Origin of the sequence: Vreelandella maris (genome assembly GCF_013371085.1) — a bacterium.
Lineage (GTDB): Bacteria > Pseudomonadota > Gammaproteobacteria > Pseudomonadales > Halomonadaceae > Vreelandella > Vreelandella maris.
In genome coordinates, this window is sequence record NZ_JABWCV010000042.1 from 1 (window position 1) to 20691 (window position 20691).

18 protein-coding genes and 3 pseudogenes are annotated in these 20691 nt (G+C 58.2%); 11 read left to right on the plus strand and 10 right to left on the minus strand.

Translation table 11 applies throughout. The features are described 5' to 3' along the window. Positions 1-766: cation:proton antiporter domain-containing protein (locus tag HUO07_RS20460; RefSeq protein WP_176305002.1), on the minus strand; the 766-nt coding region annotated here is incomplete at its 3' end. Between the two features lie 111 nt (positions 767-877). On the opposite strand from HUO07_RS20460, the pseudogene HUO07_RS20465 reads away from it, so the two are divergent. Further along, positions 878-2131: pseudogene (locus tag HUO07_RS20465) on the plus strand (IS256 family transposase). 24 nt (positions 2132-2155) lie between these two features. Next, positions 2156-2509 (plus strand): annotated as a pseudogene (locus HUO07_RS20470) (integrase core domain-containing protein); the annotation flags it as partial. 120 nt (positions 2510-2629) lie between these two features. Here HUO07_RS20470 and HUO07_RS22325 read toward each other — a convergent pair. The 7 genes and pseudogenes from HUO07_RS22325 to HUO07_RS20500 form a co-directional block, all read right to left on the minus strand. Beyond that, positions 2630-4327 (minus strand): excinuclease ABC subunit UvrA, encoded by a 1698-nt coding sequence (locus HUO07_RS22325; RefSeq protein ID WP_246286905.1) that lies wholly within the window; start codon positions 4325-4327, stop codon positions 2630-2632. Positions 4328-4427: 100 nt separating this feature from the next. Further along, positions 4428-5258, minus strand: a pseudogene (locus HUO07_RS22330) (hypothetical protein); the annotation flags it as partial. Positions 5259-5316: 58 nt separating this feature from the next. Then, a complete protein-coding gene (locus HUO07_RS20480; RefSeq protein ID WP_176305003.1) occupies positions 5317-6651 on the minus strand; it encodes a DUF3422 family protein in 1335 nt (444 codons plus the stop codon). Between the two features lie 185 nt (positions 6652-6836). Then, on the minus strand, positions 6837-7235 hold the full coding sequence (locus tag HUO07_RS20485; RefSeq protein WP_017514589.1) for a VOC family protein: 399 nt from the start codon (positions 7233-7235) through the stop codon (positions 6837-6839). Positions 7236-7278: 43 nt separating this feature from the next. Continuing rightward, positions 7279-8388, minus strand: a complete 1110-nt coding sequence (locus tag HUO07_RS20490) for an S-(hydroxymethyl)glutathione dehydrogenase/class III alcohol dehydrogenase (RefSeq protein WP_003291553.1) — start codon at positions 8386-8388, stop codon at positions 7279-7281. A gap of 59 nt (positions 8389-8447) precedes the next feature. Beyond that, positions 8448-8672 carry a metal-sensing transcriptional repressor gene (locus tag HUO07_RS20495; protein WP_176305004.1) on the minus strand — a complete coding sequence of 75 codons (225 nt, stop codon included), beginning with the start codon at positions 8670-8672 and terminating at the stop codon, positions 8448-8450. Positions 8673-8732: 60 nt separating this feature from the next. Then, on the minus strand, positions 8733-9512 hold the full coding sequence (locus tag HUO07_RS20500) for an SDR family oxidoreductase (protein ID WP_246286901.1): 780 nt from the start codon (positions 9510-9512) through the stop codon (positions 8733-8735). Positions 9513-9620: 108 nt separating this feature from the next. Here HUO07_RS20500 and HUO07_RS20505 point away from each other — a divergent pair, with 108 nt between their 5' ends. From HUO07_RS20505 to HUO07_RS20525, 5 genes are all read left to right on the plus strand, one after another. Then, entirely contained in the window at positions 9621-10535 is a 915-nt protein-coding gene (locus tag HUO07_RS20505; protein ID WP_101146947.1) for a LysR family transcriptional regulator, read from the plus strand. Between the two features lie 409 nt (positions 10536-10944). Beyond that, positions 10945-12069, plus strand: a complete 1125-nt coding sequence (locus tag HUO07_RS20510) for an alkene reductase (protein WP_176305005.1) — start codon at positions 10945-10947, stop codon at positions 12067-12069. Positions 12070-12133: 64 nt separating this feature from the next. Next, complete coding sequence (locus HUO07_RS20515; RefSeq protein ID WP_176305006.1) at positions 12134-13120, plus strand: LLM class oxidoreductase; 987 nt, start codon at positions 12134-12136, stop codon at positions 13118-13120. Positions 13121-13253: 133 nt separating this feature from the next. Continuing rightward, the gene (locus HUO07_RS20520; protein WP_176305007.1) at positions 13254-13559 is read left to right on the plus strand and encodes an ArsR/SmtB family transcription factor; all 306 of its coding nucleotides are present in this window, start codon (positions 13254-13256) and stop codon (positions 13557-13559) included. A gap of 212 nt (positions 13560-13771) precedes the next feature. After that, complete coding sequence (locus HUO07_RS20525) at positions 13772-14761, plus strand: zinc-dependent alcohol dehydrogenase family protein (protein WP_003291522.1); 990 nt, start codon at positions 13772-13774, stop codon at positions 14759-14761. Positions 14762-15107: 346 nt separating this feature from the next. Here the strand turns inward: HUO07_RS20525 and HUO07_RS20530 are convergent, their stop codons facing one another. Further along, positions 15108-16121: a GlxA family transcriptional regulator gene (locus tag HUO07_RS20530; RefSeq protein WP_176305008.1), complete on the minus strand. Its 1014-nt coding sequence runs from the start codon at positions 16119-16121 to the stop codon at positions 15108-15110. 63 nt (positions 16122-16184) lie between these two features. Between HUO07_RS20530 and HUO07_RS20535 the strand changes: the two genes are divergently transcribed. The 4 genes from HUO07_RS20535 to HUO07_RS20550 all read left to right on the plus strand — a co-directional run bounded on the left by HUO07_RS20535 (position 16185) and on the right by HUO07_RS20550 (position 20134). Beyond that, positions 16185-16487 carry a putative quinol monooxygenase gene (locus tag HUO07_RS20535; protein ID WP_007182542.1) on the plus strand — a complete coding sequence of 101 codons (303 nt, stop codon included), beginning with the start codon at positions 16185-16187 and terminating at the stop codon, positions 16485-16487. Between the two features lie 301 nt (positions 16488-16788). Then, the gene (locus HUO07_RS22085) at positions 16789-17892 is read left to right on the plus strand and encodes a DUF3422 family protein (RefSeq protein ID WP_281362681.1); all 1104 of its coding nucleotides are present in this window, start codon (positions 16789-16791) and stop codon (positions 17890-17892) included. Between the two features lies 1 nt (position 17893). Then, complete coding sequence (locus HUO07_RS22090) at positions 17894-18640, plus strand: DUF3422 family protein (protein WP_281362682.1); 747 nt, start codon at positions 17894-17896, stop codon at positions 18638-18640. Positions 18641-18916: 276 nt separating this feature from the next. Next, on the plus strand, positions 18917-20134 hold the full coding sequence (locus tag HUO07_RS20550) for a hypothetical protein (protein ID WP_176305009.1): 1218 nt from the start codon (positions 18917-18919) through the stop codon (positions 20132-20134). Positions 20135-20202: 68 nt separating this feature from the next. Here the strand turns inward: HUO07_RS20550 and HUO07_RS20555 are convergent. Beyond that, the coding region (locus HUO07_RS20555) for an NAD-binding protein (RefSeq protein ID WP_176305010.1) at positions 20203-20691 on the minus strand (489 nt) is incomplete at its 5' end.

The following is a 20691-nucleotide window of genomic DNA, read 5'->3' on the forward strand; positions in this document are numbered from 1 at the left end:
CGAGCGCCGGCGACAGATTCACCAAGCTCATCAGCGCCGCGATGCCGATAATCAGCATCAGGGACGCGGCGGTGAATACTTCCCGCATGCCGGATCGCACCACGTAGCGGAACAGCGGCCGGCTCAGGTAATGGCCGCAGACAATCACCAGCACGATTGCACCGACGACGGCCAGCCCATGCGCCCAGCCCGGCAGGTTCTCAACCAGGCTGAGGCTGCCGTGCCCTTGCTCTGCATCGGTGGCGGAGATTCCGGACACGGCCAGCAGTGGGATGACGGCCAGCATGGGAATCACCGCAATGTCCTGGAAGAGCAGCACCGAGAACGCACTCTGGCCACCTTCAGTTTTGACCAGGCCCTTTTCGGTCAGCGTCTGCAGGACAATCGCGGTTGAAGAGAGGGAGAAGAGAAACCCTACCGCCACGGCGGTTTGCCAGGCCATCCCCAGCGACCAGGCAAAACCGGTGGCGGCGGCTGCTGTCAGTGTGACCTGCAGGCCGCCGAGGCCGAGCAACCGGACCCGCATGGCCCAGAGGGATTTGGGGTCAAGCTCCATCCCCACCAGGAACAGCATCATTACCACGCCGAACTCAGCAAAATGCTGAAGGGTGACGGCTTCCTGGCCTACCAGCCCGGTCACCGGTCCGATAACGACACCGGCCACCAGGTAACCGAGTACCGACCCTAGCCCGAGCCGCCTGGCCAGCGGCACCGCGATGACCGCAGCCACCAGGTATATAAACGCCTGAACAAAGTAGTCAGTCATCAGTTATGTCCTTGGAGTTATGATGATTTCTGGTGTACGAGGAGATAGGTGGATGGCGTATCCTGTTGATTGATCACGACCAAGATCTCAATCAACAGAAGGTGATACGCCATGACCAAGTCTACCCTGAGAGCTCTTTCACAACCAGAAGAACAGGTGACAGATCCGCTGACAGAGTTGCTGCGCAACGGTGCCCGCGAACTGATCGCTTAGGCCGTAGAAGCTGAACTTCAGGTGTTACTGGAGCAGCATGCTGAACATCGACTGCCGGATGGCCGCAAGGCCGTGGTGCGCAATGGCTATTTGCCAGAGCGCACGGTCCAGACGGGTACCGGCGATGTCGAGATCAAGGTGCCGAAGGTCAGGGATCGTAGCGGTTCCGGCGTCCGCTTCAACAGCTCTCTGTTGCCGCCGTACCTGAAGCGCGCCCGGAGTGTCGAAGAGCTGCTGCCCTGGCTGTATCTGAAGGGCGTGAGTACGGGCGATTACCAGGATGCGCTGTCCGCGTTGCTGGGCGATCAGGCCAAGGGGCTTTCCGCCAATACCATCAGTCGGTTGAAGCAGCACTGGATTGACGAGCACCGCGGCTGGTGTCAGCGTGATCTTAGCCAGAAGCGGTATGTGTACTGGTGGGCGGATGGCATCTACAGCAACGTACGCATGGATAATCGCCTCTGCCTGCTGGTGATCATCGGCGTCACAGAGCACGGCCGCAAGGAGCTGGTCGCCGTTGAGGACGGCTTTCGCGAGTCAGAAGCCAGTTGGTCAGAGCTGCTGCTGGGCCTGCGTGAGCGAGGCCTGACGACAAGTCCTAAGCTGGCGGTCGGTGACGGTGCTCTTGGGTTCTGGAAAGCAGTGGCCAAGTGTTACCCCGATACCCGTCATCAGCGCTGCTGGGTGCACAAGACAGCCAATATCCTGTCTGCACTGCCGAAGTCCGTTCAACCCAAGGTGAAGGCGGCACTGCATGATATATGGATGGCAGAGACACAGGACGAGGCACACAAAGCCTTTGACCGGGCGCTGGTTCGCTTCGAGTCGAAGTATCCTGGTGCCATGGAGCGCCTGCGCAAGGATCGGGAAGAACTGCTGGCGTTCTACGACTTCCCGGCAGAGCATTGGGTTCACATCCGGACAACCAATCCGATCGAATCCACGTTCGCGACTGTCCGGCTGAGAACCAAACGAGCGCGAAACTGCGGCTCGCGAGAGACCACGCTGGCGATGGTCTACAAGCTGCTGGAGTCAGCCCAGAAGAACTGGAAGCGGATCAAAGGATTTAATCTGCTGACTCTCGTGGTCAACAACGTGAAGTTCAAGGACGGCGAACAAGTACAGGATCAATCAGACAGGAACGTGGCCTGATGTCCGTACACCAGATTTGACAATAACTCCGATAATCCGTTTGCAGAGTCACTGTTCCGAACCTGCAAATATCGGCCGGACTGGCCATCAGCAGGCTTTAAAAGCCTTGATGAAGCAAGGGGATGGGTGCTGAAGTTTACGCGGTGGTACAACTACGAGCATAAGCACAGTAAGTTGCGGTTCGTCACGCCACATCAGCGCCATACAGGGCAGGATGTTGCGATACTGGCTCAATGCAAAGAACGAATTGAAGCCGCTAAAGCAGCTAACCCAAGTCGTTGGGGAAACCGCGAGGTTAGGAACTGCACACCAGTGGGACCGACAACGCTGAATCCTGAAAAACAGCAGACTAAACAGATAGAAAAAAAGGCCGCTTAAAACGGTCAATGGTGACAACTAACTTAAAAAACGCCGCTCAACTAGCCAAGATAGTTGTCATCAACAGGTCATCCTAATTGTCGCAAGCATCCAAATGGCCTGAACATTTGGCGAACTAAGCTACTCGGCCCGCGCTAACTCCCGTGCCAGGAACGGAGCGGTTCGGCTGCCAGACTTTCGGGCCACCTGCTGAGGGGAACCCGCCGCCACGATGCTGCCGCCGGCAGCGCCCGCGCCTGGCCCTACGTCAATCACCCAGTCGGCTTGGGCCACCGCACGCATGTCGTGCTCGATCATCACTACGGTATTGCCGGCATCGACCAGGCGCTGCAACTGCACCAGCAGCCGGTCGGCATCCGACGCGTGCAGCCCGGTGGTCGGCTCGTCGAGCACGTACAGGCTTCGGCCGCGCTGGCTGCGCTGAAGCTCGGTCGCCAGCTTGATGCGCTGCGCCTCGCCACCTGAAAGCTCGGTGGCCGGTTGCCCCAGGCGCAGATAGCCCAGTCCGATGTCGCGCAGCAGTTGCAGGGGCCTTGCCACCGCGTCTTCACCCGCGAAGAATTCGCTGGCCTCGTCCACGGTCATCTGCAGCACCTCGGCGATGTTGCGCCCGTTCCACTGCACCTTCAGCGTGGCCTCGTTGTAGCGCGCGCCATGGCAGGTCGGGCACGGCGCGTACACGCTGGGCATGAACAGCAGTTCCACGCTAACGAAACCCTCGCCCTCGCAAGTCTCGCAGCGCCCCTTGGCGACGTTGAACGAGAACCGTCCGGCATCATAGCGGCGGCGTCGGGCATCGGGCGTGGCGGCGAACAGCTTGCGCACATGGTCGAACAGACCCGTGTAGGTAGCCAGGTTCGACCGCGGCGTGCGCCCGATCGGCTTCTGGTCCACCTGCACCAGGCGCTGTATGGCGTCCACGTCGCCCGCCAGATGGCCGTCGGTCGCTTCGACCACTGCCGGCCCTTCGCTGGTGGCGCTTTCGGCGGCATCGTCTTCAGGCTCGTGGCCCAGGTGCAGCAGCACCAATTCCGGCAGGGCCTGCGCGATGAGGCTGGATTTGCCGGAGCCAGAGATGCCGGTAACGGCTGTCAGCACGCCCAGCGGAATGCGCGCATCCACGCCATGCAGGTTATGGCGGTGGATGCCCTGCAGCTCCAACCAGCCGGTCGCTTCGCGTGCTCGGCTTCCGGGTGCGGGAATTTCGTCGAACAGGTAGCGTGCAGTACGCGATTCGGCAATCTTGCGCAGGCCATCCGGCTCGCCGCTGTAGAGCACGCGGCCGCCACGCTCCCCGGCATCCGGCCCGACATCCACGAGCCATTGCGCGCGGCGCATCAGGTCCAGGTCGTGCTCCACCACAAACACCGAGTTGCCCGCGTCGCGCAGCCGGTCGAGTGCATCGTACAGGGCCTGGCTGTCGGAGGGATGCAGGCCCGTCGAGGGTTCGTCGAGTACGTACACGACGCCGAACAGCAGGGAACTTAATTGCGTGGCCAACCGCAAGCGTTGCAACTCGCCGGCCGAAAGCGTCGGCGTGGCCCGGTCCAGCGTCAGGTAGCCCAGGCCTAGCTCGCGCAGTTGGTGCAGGCGCGCCATCACGCCTCCAGCCAGGCGCTGTGCGGCGAGGCGCTTTTCTTCCGACAGCGCGGAGGTATGGCGCACGTCGGGCGATACCGCATGGCCGGTGGCAGCGCGTTCGGCACGCTCGCGCCGGGTCGCTTCCTTGTCTGTAGCCGCACCCGCTGCATGGGCGCGGAAATCGCCCTGTGCGATGGGTTCGAGCAATGCCGCCAAGTGGTCCAGCGGCATCTGCATAAACGCGCCGATGTCCACCCCAGCGAAGGTGACCGACAGCGCTTCGGGCTTGAGCCTCTTGGCACGGTTTGCCCTCCATGAACCGGGATACGCGCTTTCTCATCAGCGCGCTCTGGGTATTGGCAAAGGTGTGCAACACATACCGCCGGGCGCTGGTGAAGGTGCCCATGTAGCTCGGCTCCATCTTGCGTTTGAGCGCGGTGCGGGTTTCGGCAGGCGTGAAACCGGCGTACACCGGCACCGTTGGTGTTTCCTCGGTGAACAGAATCCAGTCGCGATCCTTTTTTGGCAGGTCCTTCCACGGCCGGTCAACGTCGTAGCCCATGCTGACCAGGATGTCGCGCAGGTTCTGGCCCTGCCAGGCGGGTGGCCAGGAAGCAATCGCCCGCTCACGGATGCTCAGGGAGGGGTCGGGCACCATGTTCGCCTCGGTCACCTCGTACACATGACCCAAGCCGTGGCAGGTCGGGCACGCCCCCTGCGGCGTGTTCGGCGAAAAATCCTCGGCGTAGAGCATCGGCTGGTTGGCGGGATAGGCGCCGGCGCGCGAATACATCATCCGCACCAGGCTGGACAGGGTGGTCACACTGCCCACGGAGGAACGCGCATTGCTGGCCCCCCGCTGCTGCTGCAGCGCCACCGCTGGTGGCAGGCCGTCGATCGCATCTACGTCCGGCACGCCCGCCTGGTCGATCAGGCGCCGTGCATAGGGGGCCACCGACTCAAAGTAGCGTCGCTGCGCCTCGGCATAGATGGTGCCGAAGGCCAGCGAGGACTTCCCGGAGCCGGAGACACCCGAGAACACCACCAGCGCATTCCGCGGGATAGAGACGTCCACCTCTTTGAGGTTGTTCTCACGCGCGCCACGCACCTGCACGAGGCCGCTGGCCGCAGCGGTACAAGAGGATTCACCGAAAGAATTGCTTGGCATGTTGTTCTCCTCTGTTCAAACGGACGGTGCAGCTATCGCGCGCCAGGACGGCAGCTCGTCAGGAAGGTTTCTCTTCCGCCGCCGTGTCGCTGTGGGCGTGTCTTATCCTGCGGACGATCCACCAGATCGTCAGCATCACCGCAGGTACCAGAACCGCCATCACCTGCGCCACGCTGTCGTGAACGAGCGGAATGCCCTTGAGCAGGTAGCCGAGAAGACTCACGACGTAATAAGAAATTGCCGCGACCGACAGGCCTTCGACGGTTTGCTGAAGGCGCAATTGCAACTTGGCCCGGTTGTTCATCGAAGCCAGCAGATCGCGGTTCTGGCGTTCAAGTTCGACGTCGATCCACGAACGCAGCAACGCGATGGCTCGGGTCAGTTTGTCGGAGAGCTTGGCCTGGCGCTCCTTTACGGATTGGCACTCCCGCATGGCTGGAGCGATGCGACGCTGCAGGAAATCCGCCCAGGTGCTGTATCCGGATACGGCCACTTCTGAAAGCGCAGCCAGCCTTTCCTCGACGATCTCGTAGTAGGCACGGCTGGCGCCGAAGCGATAGAGATTTGCCGCGACGCCAGCTTCCAGTTCGGCGGCCAGACCTGTCAATTCGGAAAGCAGCACGTCGCTATCGCGGCGTTCTACCAAATTCGTACACATCTCGTCAGTGATCGCAGCAAGGCGCGACTCCATGTGTCGCAGCTCCGACGTCATCGATCGCGTCAACGGCAGAGACAGCAACGCCAAGGTACGGTACGTCTCGATCTCCAATAGACGTTGAGCCAGCGCACCTGCCCGCGCCGGGGTCAAATCACGAGCAAGGATGAGGATCTGCGTCAGGCCATCCTCATCCTGTCGGAAGTCGGTCAAGATGGCGGCAGAGCCGTTCTCTACCAACGAGTAGCACAGGCTGGCAGGATCGAAGCGATCAGCCTCCTTCTCCGTTTCTGGTATCCACGGAAGAAGTCTCAAGCGGATGCCGGATATGACCGGGCCCGGAGGAACAAATCCATGTTTGAAGGGATTTTCTCCGCAAGGCTCTCCCGTCTTGGAATCCAGCGAAGCGCACCAGAGATACGTAGAGAACTCGGTGTGCTTTTCACAGTGAAGGTCTCCCTCATCCCATGTCATGCCGTGTAGCGGCGTAGCGTGGTCGGGCTCGGCAACGCCGAAGCGATGAGACAACTCGCTCATCGCCATCTGATCCCTGGTCTGGTCACCTTCGGTCATGAAAGCGAGCTGCAATATACCGCGGGGGGCCTCAAGCAACAGATGCGGGCGCGCATGCACTTCACCCACGGCTGCAGCACGATCGGCATAAGCCGGCATGCCGTACACGGTGGCGGTTGGGGTGGGTTGTACGGTCGTCGTATTGATATTGGCCGGCTCTTTCATAACGACCTCATTTCTCATTGGTTGAAAAGCACGCTTCAAAACAAATGCCCGCAGCCATGCGTTTCACACATGGCTGCGGGCCGATCTTCATGAGCATGCACCGCGTTACGCAGTCCGTCTAACAGGCTCGCCGTATAATAGAGGCTTGTGCTGACCCTGTCAGAACGCTCTCAGCTTCCTTGCTTTCAGACGAAGGTGTACGAGCAGACCTTGTTGCCCGCCGGATCACGCAGGTAGGCAGCATAGGCACCCGGCAGGTGACCACGTGCGCCAGGTTGGCCCTCGTCAGTGCCGCCTGCGGCAAGGCCGGCGGCGTGGAAGGCATCCACTTCAGCGGGAGTGGCGGCCGCAAAGCCGATCGTCACGCCGTTGCTGGAAGGCGCTTCACCATTGCCCGGGCGGGCGATGATGAAAGCCGGCTTTTCGCGACCGAAAAGTACCCATCCGTTGTTGAAAGGACCGAGGTTCTTGATGCCAAGAGCACCCAGAGCGGCGTCGTAGAACGCGACCGACTTCTGAAGGTCGGCAGCGCCGATAAAGATGTGCGAAAAGATGCCATCGCCAGAAATGACAGGAGTGGACATGATTAATTTCCTTGGTGGTTGGCGTTGAATGGGTAGTGGGCGATCAGTAGTGGATCACCGTGCGAATCGACTTGCCTTCATGCATCAGGTCGAAGGCCTTGTTGATGTCGTCGAGGCCCATGGTGTGGGTGACGAACGGGGCGAGATCGATCTCGCCTTTCATTGCGTCCTCCACCATGCCGGGAAGTTGAGTGCGGCCCTTGACCCCGCCGAAAGCCGAGCCCTTCCAGGTGCGACCGGTGATCAACTGGAACGGGCGCGTCGAAATTTCCTTGCCTGCACCAGCCACGCCGATGACGATCGACTGGCCCCAGCCACGATGTGCTGCTTCCAGTGCCGAGCGCATCACGTTGACGTTGCCGATGCACTCGAAGGTGTGATCGACACCCCAACCGGTCATCTCGATGAGAACCTCGTGAATCGGCTTGTCGAAGTCCTTCGGGTTGAGGCATTCGGTCGCGCCGAAGGTACGAGCCAGCTCGAACTTCGCTGGATTGGTGTCGATGGCGATGATGCGACCCGCCTTGGCCTGGCGTGCCCCCTGAATCGCAGCGAGCCCGATACCACCGAGGCCGAAGATGGCCACAGAGTCACCCGGCTGAACCTTGGCCGTGTTGTGAACAGCGCCGATGCCGGTGGTCACACCGCAACCCAGCAGGCAGACATGCTCGGGATTGGCGTCCGGGTTGATCTTGGCCAGCGAGACTTCGGCCACCACCGTGTATTCGCTGAAGGTCGAGCAGCCCATGTAGTGGTAGATCGGCTGGCCGTTGTAGCTGAAGCGGGTGGTGCCATCGGGCATCACGCCCTTGCCCTGGGTGGCGCGCACCGCCACGCACAGGTTGGTCTTGCCGCTCTTGCAGAACAGGCACTCACCGCACTCGGCGGTGTACAGCGGGATCACGTGGTCACCCGGCTTGACCGAGGTCACGCCCTCGCCGACCTCGACCACGATGCCGGCGCCCTCATGGCCCAGCACCGCCGGGAACACGCCTTCCGGGTCCTCGCCCGACAGGGTGAAGGCGTCGGTATGGCAAACGCCGGTATTCGTGATCCTGACAAGCACCTCGCCCTTGCGCGGCGGCTCGACGTCGATCTCGACGATTTCCAGTGGCTTTCCAGGCCCGAAGGCAACTGCTGCACGTGATTTCATGATGTCGCTTCCTTTACTAGCTAACTAAATTTTCCCTCACCGAGGGTACCCTGGCGCCTCTACCGCAGGTAGGAGCGGACGATGGAGATGGTCTCGTCAATGGACTTGTTCTGCGAATCGCTCCTGATTTCGCTACCGGGAAACTCTTCCCTTAGATAGCTCTCCAGAACCGTTGCCATCAATCCGTTGACAGCTCCACGAACAGCCGCAAGCTGCTGAAGAATTGCAGGGCATTCAGCACCTGCATCGAGCGCTTGCTTCTTTTCTTCCGGGCCATGTGGCACTCACCGCTTTTCACTCCAGATAAGCGGGGCCTGACGCCGAAGAGACAGGCCCTCAACTCATTAGAATTCCTGCACGGTTGGGCGCAGAACGATCTCGTTAATATCCACGTCAGCAGGCTGCTCAATTGCGAAGGCGATAGCTCGAGCGACCGATTCGGCGGGAATTGCATGCTTGTAGAAATCCACCACGAAATCGCGGCTCTGTTGGTGGGTGCTGCCGAATTTCAGTTCGGAGTCCACGGCGCCCGGCTCGATAGTCGTGGTGCGGATGCTGCCACCGACTTCGTGACGCAGTCCTTCGGAGATAGCCCGCACAGCAAACTTGGTGCCACTGTACACGGTGCCACCCGGGCTGAACACCTTCAGGCCTGCAACCGATGCGATGTTGATGAAGTGACCACTGTTTTGTTTCTGGAAGACTGGCAATGCAGCCGCGACTCCGTACAACAGACCCTTGATGTTGATATCGATCATGCGATCCCACTCGTCAGTGCGAGTATCGCTGAGCGGTGCAATCGCCATCAGTCCGGCATTGTTGATCAGTACATCAATGCGACCGTAGGTGTCCACGGCACCTTGAATGAGTGTTTTGACCTCTTCCTGAGAGGTGACATCGGTCTGATACGCGATGGCCTGACCACCTGCATTGGTCAGCTCAGCCACCAATGCGTCGAGTTTATCTTTGCGACGTGCAGCCAGCACTACGCGAGCGCCAAGCGCAGCAAGGTGGCGTGCAGTAACCTCACCCAGGCCGCTACTGGCACCGGTGATAACGACAACTTTTCCAGAAATGTTATTGCTCATGCTAAGAACCTCATCGGTGGTTTTATACTTCGCCATGGTTGGTTAACCTGGCAGTGCGCAAACTTTAGACCCATGATTGATCTCAATAAATGGAAATGATTGGATTATGCTATTCCTGAAAATGGAATAAATGGGAGGGGCAACATGCTTAACCGCATGGAGATGGTCAGGATTTTTTGCACAGCAGCAGAGGCAGGTAGCTTCCGCGAAGCGGCAACTCGATTAGGCATCTCCCCACAAGGGGTGACTCGAGCCATTCAAGCCCTGGAAACTGAGCTTGGCGAATCACTGTTCCACCGCAATACCCGCCAGGTGAGCATCACTGCTTTCGGTCAGGATTACGCCAAAGATGCCAGGTCAGCTCTGGATCATTTCGATACGCTATTCCGGTCGCACAGGACGGAGCCTGAGCTGTCAGGTAGGGTGGGGATTACGGCTCCACATGCTATTGGCAGGCGCTTCCTAATACCGTTTCTTCAGCCCCTGGCCGCTGCACATCCTGACCTGCAATTCGATCTCCGCTTGGAAGATCAGATGACTGATGCCGTTGAAGCGCATATCGATATTGGTATCCGGGTGGGGGTTATTCGCGACCGGCGCTACGTTGCACGTGCCTTAGCTCCCGTGCCGTTTTACGTTGTCGCGTGCCCGTCTCTCATAGGCCAAAAGACACCACCTGAATCTTTGGATGCCTTAGCTAAGCTGCCACTTTCAGTCCTGATCGACCGGAAAAATGGCCGCCCTTGGCCTTGGCTATTTGCCGACGGGCAAACGTTCGCGCCCAGGCAGCCAGCGCTTATCTGTGATGATCCAGATACGGAATTGGAAGCCACCCTGGCAGGCATGTGTTTTGGCCAAATTCCTGCCTATCTGGCTGAGCCTCATCTGCGGTCAGGAAAGCTGGTTGCCGTTTTGGCTGATCACGCTCCAGCACCATGGGATCTGTTCATATACCGCCCGCAGCAGGGTCCTGTATCGAAGCGGGTGCGATTGGTGTACGACCACCTTAAGCAGGCTTTCTCAAACCCCAGGCTATTTCCCCAGGGCCTGGGGGAATAGCCAGAGACTCATAGACAACCCTGGTGCGAAGCACGGCGCGTTCCCAGCTGATCCAGAAGTGAGCTGCAAGGGCGTGAAAATATGCATACGTGCCGGAAATAATAGCGACATATTGACATATATAGATATTGCGAATAGCCTTGACTCGTAACCCGCACTAGAAACCTCAGGTGGTACCCCCATGAAAGATTCCAGCGATACCTACCATGAGACCTCAGCCCATGCCCCTTTGGTGGCGATAAGAAATCTGGCCCAGGACGGGAAACTCACAAGTCAATGCTGGAAGCCTACAGCCAGAAGAAGAATATCTACGTCAGCCTCAACGAAGCACCGCTAGGCTCTTCAGAGCTCGTTGATCCATGTTTTTCGACCTACGACATCGAATATTTTAGATATGCAGGTAAGCAAAATGACACACTCAGAACTTTTTAAAACCACTCAGCTGGGCCCATACACCCTCAAGAACCGTATCGTTCTGCCGCCACTGACGCGTTCGCGCAGCTCCCAACCCGGCAATATTGCGAACGACCTGATGGCCACCTATTACCGTCAGCGCAGCGGTGCTGGCTTCATGGTGACCGAGGGCACACAGATTGAGCCCCGAGGACAGGGTTATGCCTGGACACCCGGCATTCATAGCCCGGAACAGATACAAGGCTGGCGTAAGGTCACCGACGCTGTTCACGCCGAAGGAGGGGTGATCTTTGCTCAACTTTGGCATGTGGGCCGCGTGTCGCACACATCGCTGCAACCCGGTGGTGAAGCACCCGTCGCGCCATCAGCCATCCGCGCGGACAACGTCAAGGTGTTCATCGAAACTGGCCCCGGCACGGGTACACTGGCCGACCCATCGACCCCACGAGCCCTGTCCACCGAGGAGGTAAAGGAACTGGTTGAGCTCTACGCCCAAGCAGCCCGAAATGCTCTGGAAGCAGGTTTTGACGGGGTGGAGCTTCACTGCGCGAACGGGTACCTGGTAAACCAGTTCATTTCGGCCCATACCAACCAGCGTGATGATGAATATGGCGGTTCGCTGCAGAATCGTCTTCGTTTCCTGCGCGAAATCACACTCGCCGTTGCTGGTGTGGTCGGCAAGGAGCGCGTTGGCGTTCGCTTCGCTCCGCTGTTCGCGACCACAGACGAAGACCGCGTTTACCTTGGCCTGGTCGAAGAAGATCCTCACCAAACCTACATCGAAGCAGTGAAGATCCTCGAGGAAGCGGGCATTGCCTACCTGTCGCTCGCCGAAGCCGATTGGGACAACGCACCCGAGCTGCCTGAGACGTTCCGGGAAGCTGTTCGTAAGACTTTCAGCGGCAAGATTATCTATGCCGGCAAGTACACCGCTGAACGAGCAAATCGCGTGATAAAAGCTGGCTGGGCCGACCTGATCGCTTTTGGTCGCCCCTTCATTACGAACCCCGACCTGCCCGCGCGTATCGCCAACAACTGGCCGCTTAACCCACTTGATCCAAGCAGCATGTACGGCGGTATCGATAAGGGCTATACCGACTACCCGACTTACAAACCCTAAGCGCTCAGAGCCACGCCCCATAACTCAGGGCGTGGCACAGCGTTTGCTGACCGAGGAGTTAAGCATGTACCAACCGAGTACGATTCCCTACCAAGAGCATAGGGGATTCAAACAGACCTTCAGACAGGGTCATCTAAGCCTTGGGCTGTTCTTTCCCCTGGAGGCTTTCCAGGGTGACACACCGCGCATGCTGGATCAGGTCGCGCTGGCCAAACGTGCAGAGGCACTAGGTTTTTCGGCACTCTGGTTTCGCGACGTCCCGCTCAGGGACCCAAGCTTCGGTGATGTCGGCCAGGTTTTCGATCCTTGGGTGTATCTGGGCTACATCGCAGCCCATACAACAAAAATCGCACTAGGCACCGCCTCCATCGCCCTTACCTTGCGTAATCCCTTGCACACGGCAAAGGCTGCAGCGAGCATTGATCAGTTGAGCGGAGGTCGTTTGCTCCTGGGAGTAGCCTCTGGCGATCGTCCTGTGGAGTTTCCCGCATTCAGCGTTGATCCGGAAATGCGTGGCGAGACCTTTCAAGAAAACCTCAATGTGATACGCCAAGCCCATCGAACACACTTCAAGCCCATTCGCTGGAGTCACGGCGAGTTACTGGGGGCCGATCTCGTTCCCAAACCTACGACTCGGGAAATACCGCTATTCGTAACCGGACACAGCCGCCAGTCGCTCGATTGGATCGCGCGTGAAAGCCATGGATGGATCAACTATCCACGTCCGCCAAAAATACAGCGACTGATCGTGGAAGATTGGCGACAGGAAACGGTTAAACAATGTGGCGCTATCTACAAGCCGTTCTTGCAATCGCTGTATATCGACCTGGACGAAAACCCATCCACGCCGCCCACGCCTATCCATCTGGGATTCCGGCTGGGACGTAACCACCTGCGGGCCTTGCTGGATACACTTCAGGAAATCGGTGTAGATCACGTCATCCTGAACCTCAAGTATGGTAAACGTCCCGCAGCAGAGGTTATCGAGGAGCTTGGCAAGCATATCGTCCCTAAATTCGGCGGCGCGCAGGTGCCCGATAGTCCTACCTGACAGGACACTAGGATTTCAGTCCAAGCCTGCCCATCACTGCGAAGGGCAGGCGCGGAGATCATGGCGAAGCCTTACAATTTGACGCGTGAATCAGGAAGATATCCAGATATCGAAAGAATAGGTATAAAAATTCATGACTATTGACGTCAACGAAGCCCTGAAAGCATTGGCGAACCCGATGCGCTTTACTATCCTTAATTGGCTCAAGGAGCCCAGGACAGCCTTTCCCGGGCAGGAGGTCGACCCAGAAACGGTAGGCGTGTGCGTTAGTATCATCCAAGAGCGCACGGGCCTCTCGCAGTCAACGACATCGCTTTATCTCGCCGCTCTACAGCGCGCGCAATTGGTGACATCGCAGCGGATCGGCCCCTGGACCTACTACAAACGCCACGATGAGAATATCGACGCCTTCTTAAAGGCGCTGCAAGAAAGAATCTAGGTATGCAGACCCAGGAAGTCATGGTGCATTCTTCAGCCCTCATCAGGAGGATGCGCCATGGCTACAGGTCTTCATACTTTGACAGCCGCCAAGTAATACGCCGTCGTAGGCCATTATTTAGCGCCAACCAATGACTAAATTTTTGTTACCTTTCGAGTGCCCGGATACTTTCCGGATGTACGTCGAGGCCCATTGATAAACGAGGTATCTATATGGCACGCATTGTCAGAATTCATGAATACGGTGACGCCAGCGTTCTGAAGCTGGAGGATCTGGAAGTATCGGCACCAGCAGCAAACGAGGTGCAGATTAGTGTTAAAGCTATTGGCTTGAACCGAGCCGAAGTGATGTTCCGCAATCACGCATACCTACAAGAAGCGGAGTTCCCCAGCCGCTTAGGCTACGAGGCCGCAGGCATCGTAACGGCAGTTGGGAGCGACGTAACCGAGATCACTATTGGTGACTCGGTCGCTCTGATCCCACCTTTGGATATTGCTCGCTGGGGCACCTACGGCGAGTTGGCCAATGTACCAGCCCACCTGGTGGTAAAGAGCCCTGAGAACTTGTCCTTTGAAGAGGCTGCGGCGTCTTGGATGCAGTACGTCACCGCCTGGGGAGCATTGATTGAACAGGCGAAGCTACGGCAGGGCGATTTTGTCATCGTTACCGCCGCGTCAAGCAGTGTTGGCTTGGCCGCCTTCCAAATAGCTCGAATGGTCGGCGCCACATCGATTGCGATCACTCGAACTCACGCGAAGAAGCAAGCCCTGCTTGATGCAGGCGCTGCGCATGTCATCGTCAGCGATGAAGAGGATATCGTCGAGCGTGTTATGACGATAACTGCCGGTCAAGGCGCTCGCGTTGTATTTGATCCTGTAGGCGGGCCGTCCTTCGAACCTCTCACGCAGAGCATGGCGCGGGGCGGAATTTTGCTGGTGTACGGCGCACTCAGCTCTGAACCGACACCATTTCCACTGTTTACCGTGCTGGGCAAAAGCCTGACTTTGAAGGGTTATCTCTACGCAGAGATTGTGGCCGACCCTGAAGCCCTGGAGAGAGCGAAGGCTTTTATTCTGCAAGGGTTGAAGTCCGGCGCGTTGCGCCCGATCATCGCAAAGACATTCGCACTTAGCGACATCCAGGATGCCCATCGTTTCCTTGAAGCCAATCAGCAGATCGGCAAGATCGTGGTAACTGTCTGACCAGCAATTATGGGGCTGAGAGCGTAATCCTTCGGCCCCGATTCAAGCCAGCCCTGATGACCGCTATTGGCCGACTCTGTTGAAAAAGTAGCTGCTCCCCCATGCTGTCGGCAGAATTGCTCTGTCAGCTAGCGCGGGGACGGTGAGCCGCCGCATCGTCAGGGCACAGCGTTGCTCAATCATTGATTTGCTCAACTACGGCATTGCCAGCAAAACTTTGTCCAGGGTCAAACTGGAGCTTGCGCGCCGTGGCGGGCAGTAGTTTTGTCAGTTTGTCCAAATGCGCCGTTTGGCCGGCGTCAGTTTCGCGGCGGTCTCCAGCCGTACATATACCAAACGCCTCTGGTCATCCGCCGCGTCGCAACTCCCTGACACCCCGGCCCAGCTTGCGGCGCAGCAGGGCCCGCAGGGTCGCCCCATCCGAATACCCGACCTGTGTGGCGACCTGGTCGACGCTGGCGTTTCCGGTGCGCAAGAGATGGACGGCATGCTCCACGCGCAGGTCCTGGAAATACGACAGTGGTGTCTTGCCCAAAACGCTTTGCAGCCGCCGCGCCAAGGTGCGCTCGCTTGTGCCCGCGGCGCTGGCCGCCTCCGCCAGCGAGAACCCCTGCGCGAGCCGACGTCTGGCCCAGCTCTCGAAGCGCTCCACCATTGGGTCGGCATGCGCAAGGTGGTCGGGAATCACGAACTCGGCTTGCGAACTGCGTGCCTCGACCAGCAGATAGCGTGCCACCAGGGCCGCCAGCGCCGGACTGCGCCCCCGGATGATGTGCAAGGCCAAGTCAACGTGGGCCAAAGCGGCACCCGCGGTAGTGAAGCGTGTCGAGTTCACGATCATGCGTGACTCGTCCAACGTGACGTTCGAATAGCGCTGCCGAAACATCGGCCCCAGCCACCATGACGTCGTCGCACGATGCCCATCAAGCAGGCCACTCTCTGCAAGTAAGAAACTACCGGAGCAGGCGGCACCAAGGTGCGCGCCAGCGGTGGACCACAGCTGTAGCGCGGCGACCGCATCGGGCACGTCGGGGCGTGTGAGCCGAGCCGAGAGCGTGTCAGGCATCTTGTCACCAAACGCGGGCACGAGCACGACGTCTGGTTCCGGCACACCACGCGCAGTGACCACGGGGACCGTCAAGCCCTGCGCCGTTAGGATGCGACGCCGCACGCCCACCAGCGTGAGCTCTATGTGCGCGGGAGCCTGTGGCAGCGAGCTCGACATCGCATTGGCCAAGCCCACTGTGTCAGTGAGCGCCGCAAGCCCCAGATCAAACACGCCATCACAAACAAGGATATGAAGTTTCATGGCAATAATGATATCAAAGTTGTCATTTTTGTCTATATAAATGGTTGTCATGAAGACTTAGACTGCAGGCTCGTCGGTGCTTTCACCTAAACCATTTACCCAAAGGATTACAATATGACCAAGCTCGCCCTGTTTGTTCGCCTCGAAGCCAAACCCGGCCAGGAGGCTGCGCTTGCCGACTTCCTGGCCAGCGCACTGCCGCTCGCCAACGCCGAATCCGGCACCACTGCCTGGTTTGCATTGAAGTTTGGCCCTTCGACGTTCGGTGTGTTCGATGCCTTTGCCGATGAGGCAGGTCGCCAGGCACATCTGAACGGCCAGATCGCCGCGGCCTTGATGGCCAACGCCGCGACCTTGCTCAGTTCTCCGCCCAATATCGAGAAGGTCGAACTGCTTGCAGCCAAACTGCCTGCATGACAACCCGGCCTTGACTCAATCAGGTCACGCTGCGTAGGGCCACACGGCCCTACGCAGCCCCCCTCGATTGCCGGGGGGATGTTCGGCGACAATTAGGATGACCAGTTGACGACAATTCTCTTGGCCGGTTGGGTGTCTCAATAGGTACCTTGTTTTCTGTTCGGAGTTCAAGGTGCCAAGAATATTAGACGCGCATACATGTAAAAGCGAAGCTCACCTGAGATTACGGTAAGGCGCATTCCTTAAGTACTCTTAGCTATCTAAGCCCAGAGAGGAGGACAAGCGCAAGGACGACGCGGAATTGAAGTCGGAGCTGTTGAACGTGCTTCGTCGCTATCTCCGCCCGGAGTTCATCAACCGCATTGATGAGATCATCGTGTTCCACGCGCTCGACCGCAAACAGATCCGTGACATCGTAGGCCTGCAGCTCGAACGCGTGAAGCGTATCGCGCACGGGCAGGGCTTGACGGTGGAGTTCGACAACTCACTCATCGACCACTTGGCGGATGTCGGCTACCGGCCGGAGTTTGGGGCGCGCGAACTTCGTCGCCAGATCCGATCCCTGATCGAGACGCGCCTTGCGAGTGCCGTGTTGCGGGGCGACATAGAGGAAGGTGATAGCCTGCGCTTCGTCTACGACGATGATCGAAGTGAAATCCGCTGGGAGAAGGAAGCAAAGGTGCCCAGGGTTTACCTTCGCGTAGTGGGCTATAGTGCTATAATAACCCCACTCAGTATTTTCCTAACCCGTCAACCTGAGGTCATTATGGCCGAGTCGACCCACAATCCGAACGGTCAGCCGGCCTCAACCGACACCGTGTATGGAATGCCGGCCTATGCCGATAGGGCGGCGGCCGTGAACGAAGTGCATGCACGCCCACACCTCATGATTCAGGCCCCGAGGGAGATGTTGCAGTTCGCTTTCATGACTGGAGGAAATTTGACCAAGGATAAGTTGGCGATGAATGAGTTGTCTGATCGTCTCCGCGTGGCTGAGCCTGACCAATCTACCGCATTTCATGGCTTGACCTGGGAAGACGGAGGACTGCATTGCGAAAAGCACTCGGAGTATTCGACGTATCTGTGGTGTGCCGAGCTTGACCCCGAAACAGGAGAGCCATGCGGCGAGAATCCGTTCAAGCATGGATTCATCCCTCCAGGCCCGGTGGTATCGGGCGTGCGCCTGACCTTTCTTCCATGGACTTCAGATACTGAGAAGGAGGTAGATCGCTTCGATCCTTCCAGCCTTTGTTACTTGCTAGTAGAAGGTGGGGACGCTGCCATCCTCACCGATTTCCGACAGGATGACGACGGCCTGACGCACATCCTGATCCTTGCTCGTGATTTGAAACCCGCGCGAGCGGGGGCGCTGGGCAATATCGATCCGCGTAATGTAGGCAAATGAATTGAAACCCGCGCGAGCGGGGGCGCTGGCGCAACGTCTTCTGGAGATTGAGACCTATCGGACTTTAGCGTTATTGTCGTTGCCGTTGACCAGGTCAATGACGACGGAGCTGCGAAGCATGGAGTCACAACTGGCCATGATGACTGATGAGATGTCGACGAACTCGGAATCGCGGCGTGACAATCACCTTCTACTGTCAGAACTGACCAGTCTGGCGGCAAAACTGGAGGCCTGCGTTGCTGCGAATCTCTATCGATTTGGCGCCAGCCGGGCTTACTACGAGATTGTTGAAGAGAGGTTGGCAGCGCTAATGGAGGAGAGCGTATCCGGATACTTCACCTGGCGGGATTTCCTTCAGCGCCGTATTGCGCCTGCGATGCGAACCTGCCTTTCGGTTAAAGAGCGCCAGGCCAAGCTCTCCGACGAACTGACCCGAAACATCTCACTGCTGCGCTCCTGGGTCGATGTCGAACTGGAACGCCAGAATCGGGACTTGCTGGCGTCGATGAATAACCGGGTCAAGCTGCAATTGCGTCTTCAGCAAACGGTTGAAGGCCTGTCTGTGGCAGCAATTTCATATTACGTCGTGAGTCTTTCAGGCTATTTCCTGAAGGGAATTCCATTCATTTACGATGTTGTCACACCGGTGATGTCGGTACTGGTACCCGTCGTGATGCTGTCGATCTGGTGGAGGGTTCGTCGGATCAGACATGCCCACGAGGATCCCTCGGCGTTGGAAAAGTCTTAATACGATCTACCGGCTGAAGCGCGGAATGGGGTAATCGTGGAGCGTCCAGTAGGGATGCCAGCATTTAATGGACCCAGTCATCTAATCTCTTGGGGTAGGGGTAGGGCAGCGAGCAAGGCCGGCTGATGGGACCCGGCTTCAATTTTTGGTTTCAATTTCTCCAATGACTATAGCGAGAGTCGCGCTATGCTAATCTTCATCTAAGCTTGGATATACTAGGCGGGCTTTACAGGGTCCCACTCCTAAGTCCGCTAGCTACGTCGTCAAGGAGCGCTTATGACCAAGGCTCAAAACGAGGTCTACACCAAGCAGCCCGCAGCAGAAGGGATCCAGACGGTTAACCCATGCCGAAAAGTGGTGGGCCTAGTACCTGCTCCGGAGATGTCCGCTGAGATGGCCGAAAAGGTAATCGACCAGTTACCCGAACTTCTGGCCAACTACGTCGATGACCGGTTGAGCTGGGAGGTTCAACTCATCGTTGATCCGTTGATCGGCGCTGCAGAGGTTTCCACCTATATCATCGGGAGTATTCTCGAATACAAGCGGCATCAGCAGTGGGACTACGCGATTTGCATTACCGATTTGCCGATCTTTAAGGACGGGCGCTTCGTAATCGCTGAAACCAGCACGGTGCATGGCGTTGCGATGATTTCATTGCCTGCCTTCGGCATTACCGCAATACGTCGTCGCCTGAACGAAGCGATCCTGCAACTGGTCAACGAATTGCACCATGGCAGTTCCGAAGAGGACCGTACTCGTCAGGAGCAGCGTACCCAGCAATCCGATAAAGTCCACGAGAGTCTGCGTGGCAAAGGTGCGCGGCAACTATTGGGCAGGCACCTCTACGAGAAGCTGTTTCCGATACGGCGGGTCACGCGATCGGGCGAGGGAGAGTCCTTCGACGTACGCTTCATTGCTGATTCATGGATTAACGGCAATCTTCGCATCCTGGCAGGCATGGTGCGCGCCAACCGCCCCTGGACCATCTTTCCTGCTTTCAAGCGCGTCATCGCCGTCGCGTTCGCGACCGGCGCCTATGGTCTGGTGTTTCCCACCCTTTGGCAGCTCAGCGCCAATTATGGCCGGCCACGCCTTGTTCTTCTGATGGGAGTGGCCATGGTGTCGATGATTGCCTGGATCATTATTGCCCACACGCTTTGGGAACCGATAAAAAACGCCCGATCACCACGTCTGGTTCGGCTCTATAACACGGTCACTGTCCTGACGCTGAGTGCCGGGGTCGTATTCTATTACGTGATCCTGCTGGGTCTGTTCTGTTTCACGGTCCTCGTTTTCATTCCGGCCAACATGCTGGAAGAGCAACTCGGCCAAGCGGCCAGCCTTTTAGATTATACTGCCCTTGCTTGGCTCGCGACTTCGGTTGCCACCATCGCTGGTGCCCTGGGGGCCGGATTGGAAGATGAAGAAACCGTCAGAAACGCTACTTATGGCTACCGGCAGCGACGCCGCAACCAAGAAGCGGATAAGCGCTGATGCGCGGCGACAATTAAAAGACGCAACTAAACGTGGAGCGGCCTTCTATTGCCTCTTTGTTTTCGTGATCAACCATTGTTCTTTGGTGGTGTCCATGCCAGTGTTTCGTCCTCGGTTAGCCGTGCGTCCTCACGCATGGCGTGATCCAATGACTCTTCGAGCTTCATGAACAACTCCCCGTAGCGCGGGCTGAAGTGGATGCCTTCTTCTATATTGCGCCATGTGTCGAACAGTTGATCTTCGTGGGCTTTTTCACTGGCGATAAAGGAGTGGGTCATGCGACGGGCCCGTTGTGGGTGGACGCCCATGGCCGTGAGGGCCTCGCCGCCGAGTTCCAGAGCGGAGTAGTAGGTCTCGCTCACCACGTCGTCGGCGCCGGCTTCACGCAGCTCGTAACCATGGCCGCGGTCGAAGGCGCGGGCCAGTATCCAAACCTCCGGGTAAAGCTGTTTGACGTGACGCACCAGGCTCACGGCCCGGTCGCGGTCATCGATGGCGACGACGAGCAGGCGTGCCTCGGCAATGCCGGCGGTTTCCAGTAGCTGGATGCGGGTGGC

Coding starts and splice junctions, on each gene's coding strand:
- HUO07_RS20535 (WP_007182542.1), top strand. CDS start 16,185: ATGACCAAGCTCGCCCTGTTTGTTCGCCTCGAAGCCAAACCCGGCCAG.
- HUO07_RS20550 (WP_176305009.1), top strand. CDS start 18,917: ATGACCAAGGCTCAAAACGAGGTCTACACCAAGCAGCCCGCAGCAGAA.
- HUO07_RS20525 (WP_003291522.1), top strand. CDS start 13,772: ATGGCACGCATTGTCAGAATTCATGAATACGGTGACGCCAGCGTTCTG.
- HUO07_RS20520 (WP_176305007.1), top strand. CDS start 13,254: ATGACTATTGACGTCAACGAAGCCCTGAAAGCATTGGCGAACCCGATG.
- HUO07_RS20530 (WP_176305008.1), bottom strand. CDS start 16,121: ATGACAACCATTTATATAGACAAAAATGACAACTTTGATATCATTATT.
- HUO07_RS20505 (WP_101146947.1), top strand. CDS start 9,621: ATGCTTAACCGCATGGAGATGGTCAGGATTTTTTGCACAGCAGCAGAG.
- HUO07_RS20490 (WP_003291553.1), bottom strand. CDS start 8,388: ATGAAATCACGTGCAGCAGTTGCCTTCGGGCCTGGAAAGCCACTGGAA.
- HUO07_RS20485 (WP_017514589.1), bottom strand. CDS start 7,235: ATGTCCACTCCTGTCATTTCTGGCGATGGCATCTTTTCGCACATCTTT.
- HUO07_RS20500 (WP_246286901.1), bottom strand. CDS start 9,512: ATGGCGAAGTATAAAACCACCGATGAGGTTCTTAGCATGAGCAATAAC.
- HUO07_RS20480 (WP_176305003.1), bottom strand. CDS start 6,651: ATGAAAGAGCCGGCCAATATCAATACGACGACCGTACAACCCACCCCA.
- HUO07_RS20515 (WP_176305006.1), top strand. CDS start 12,134: ATGTACCAACCGAGTACGATTCCCTACCAAGAGCATAGGGGATTCAAA.
- HUO07_RS20510 (WP_176305005.1), top strand. CDS start 10,945: ATGACACACTCAGAACTTTTTAAAACCACTCAGCTGGGCCCATACACC.
- HUO07_RS22325 (WP_246286905.1), bottom strand. CDS start 4,327: ATGCAGATGCCGCTGGACCACTTGGCGGCATTGCTCGAACCCATCGCA.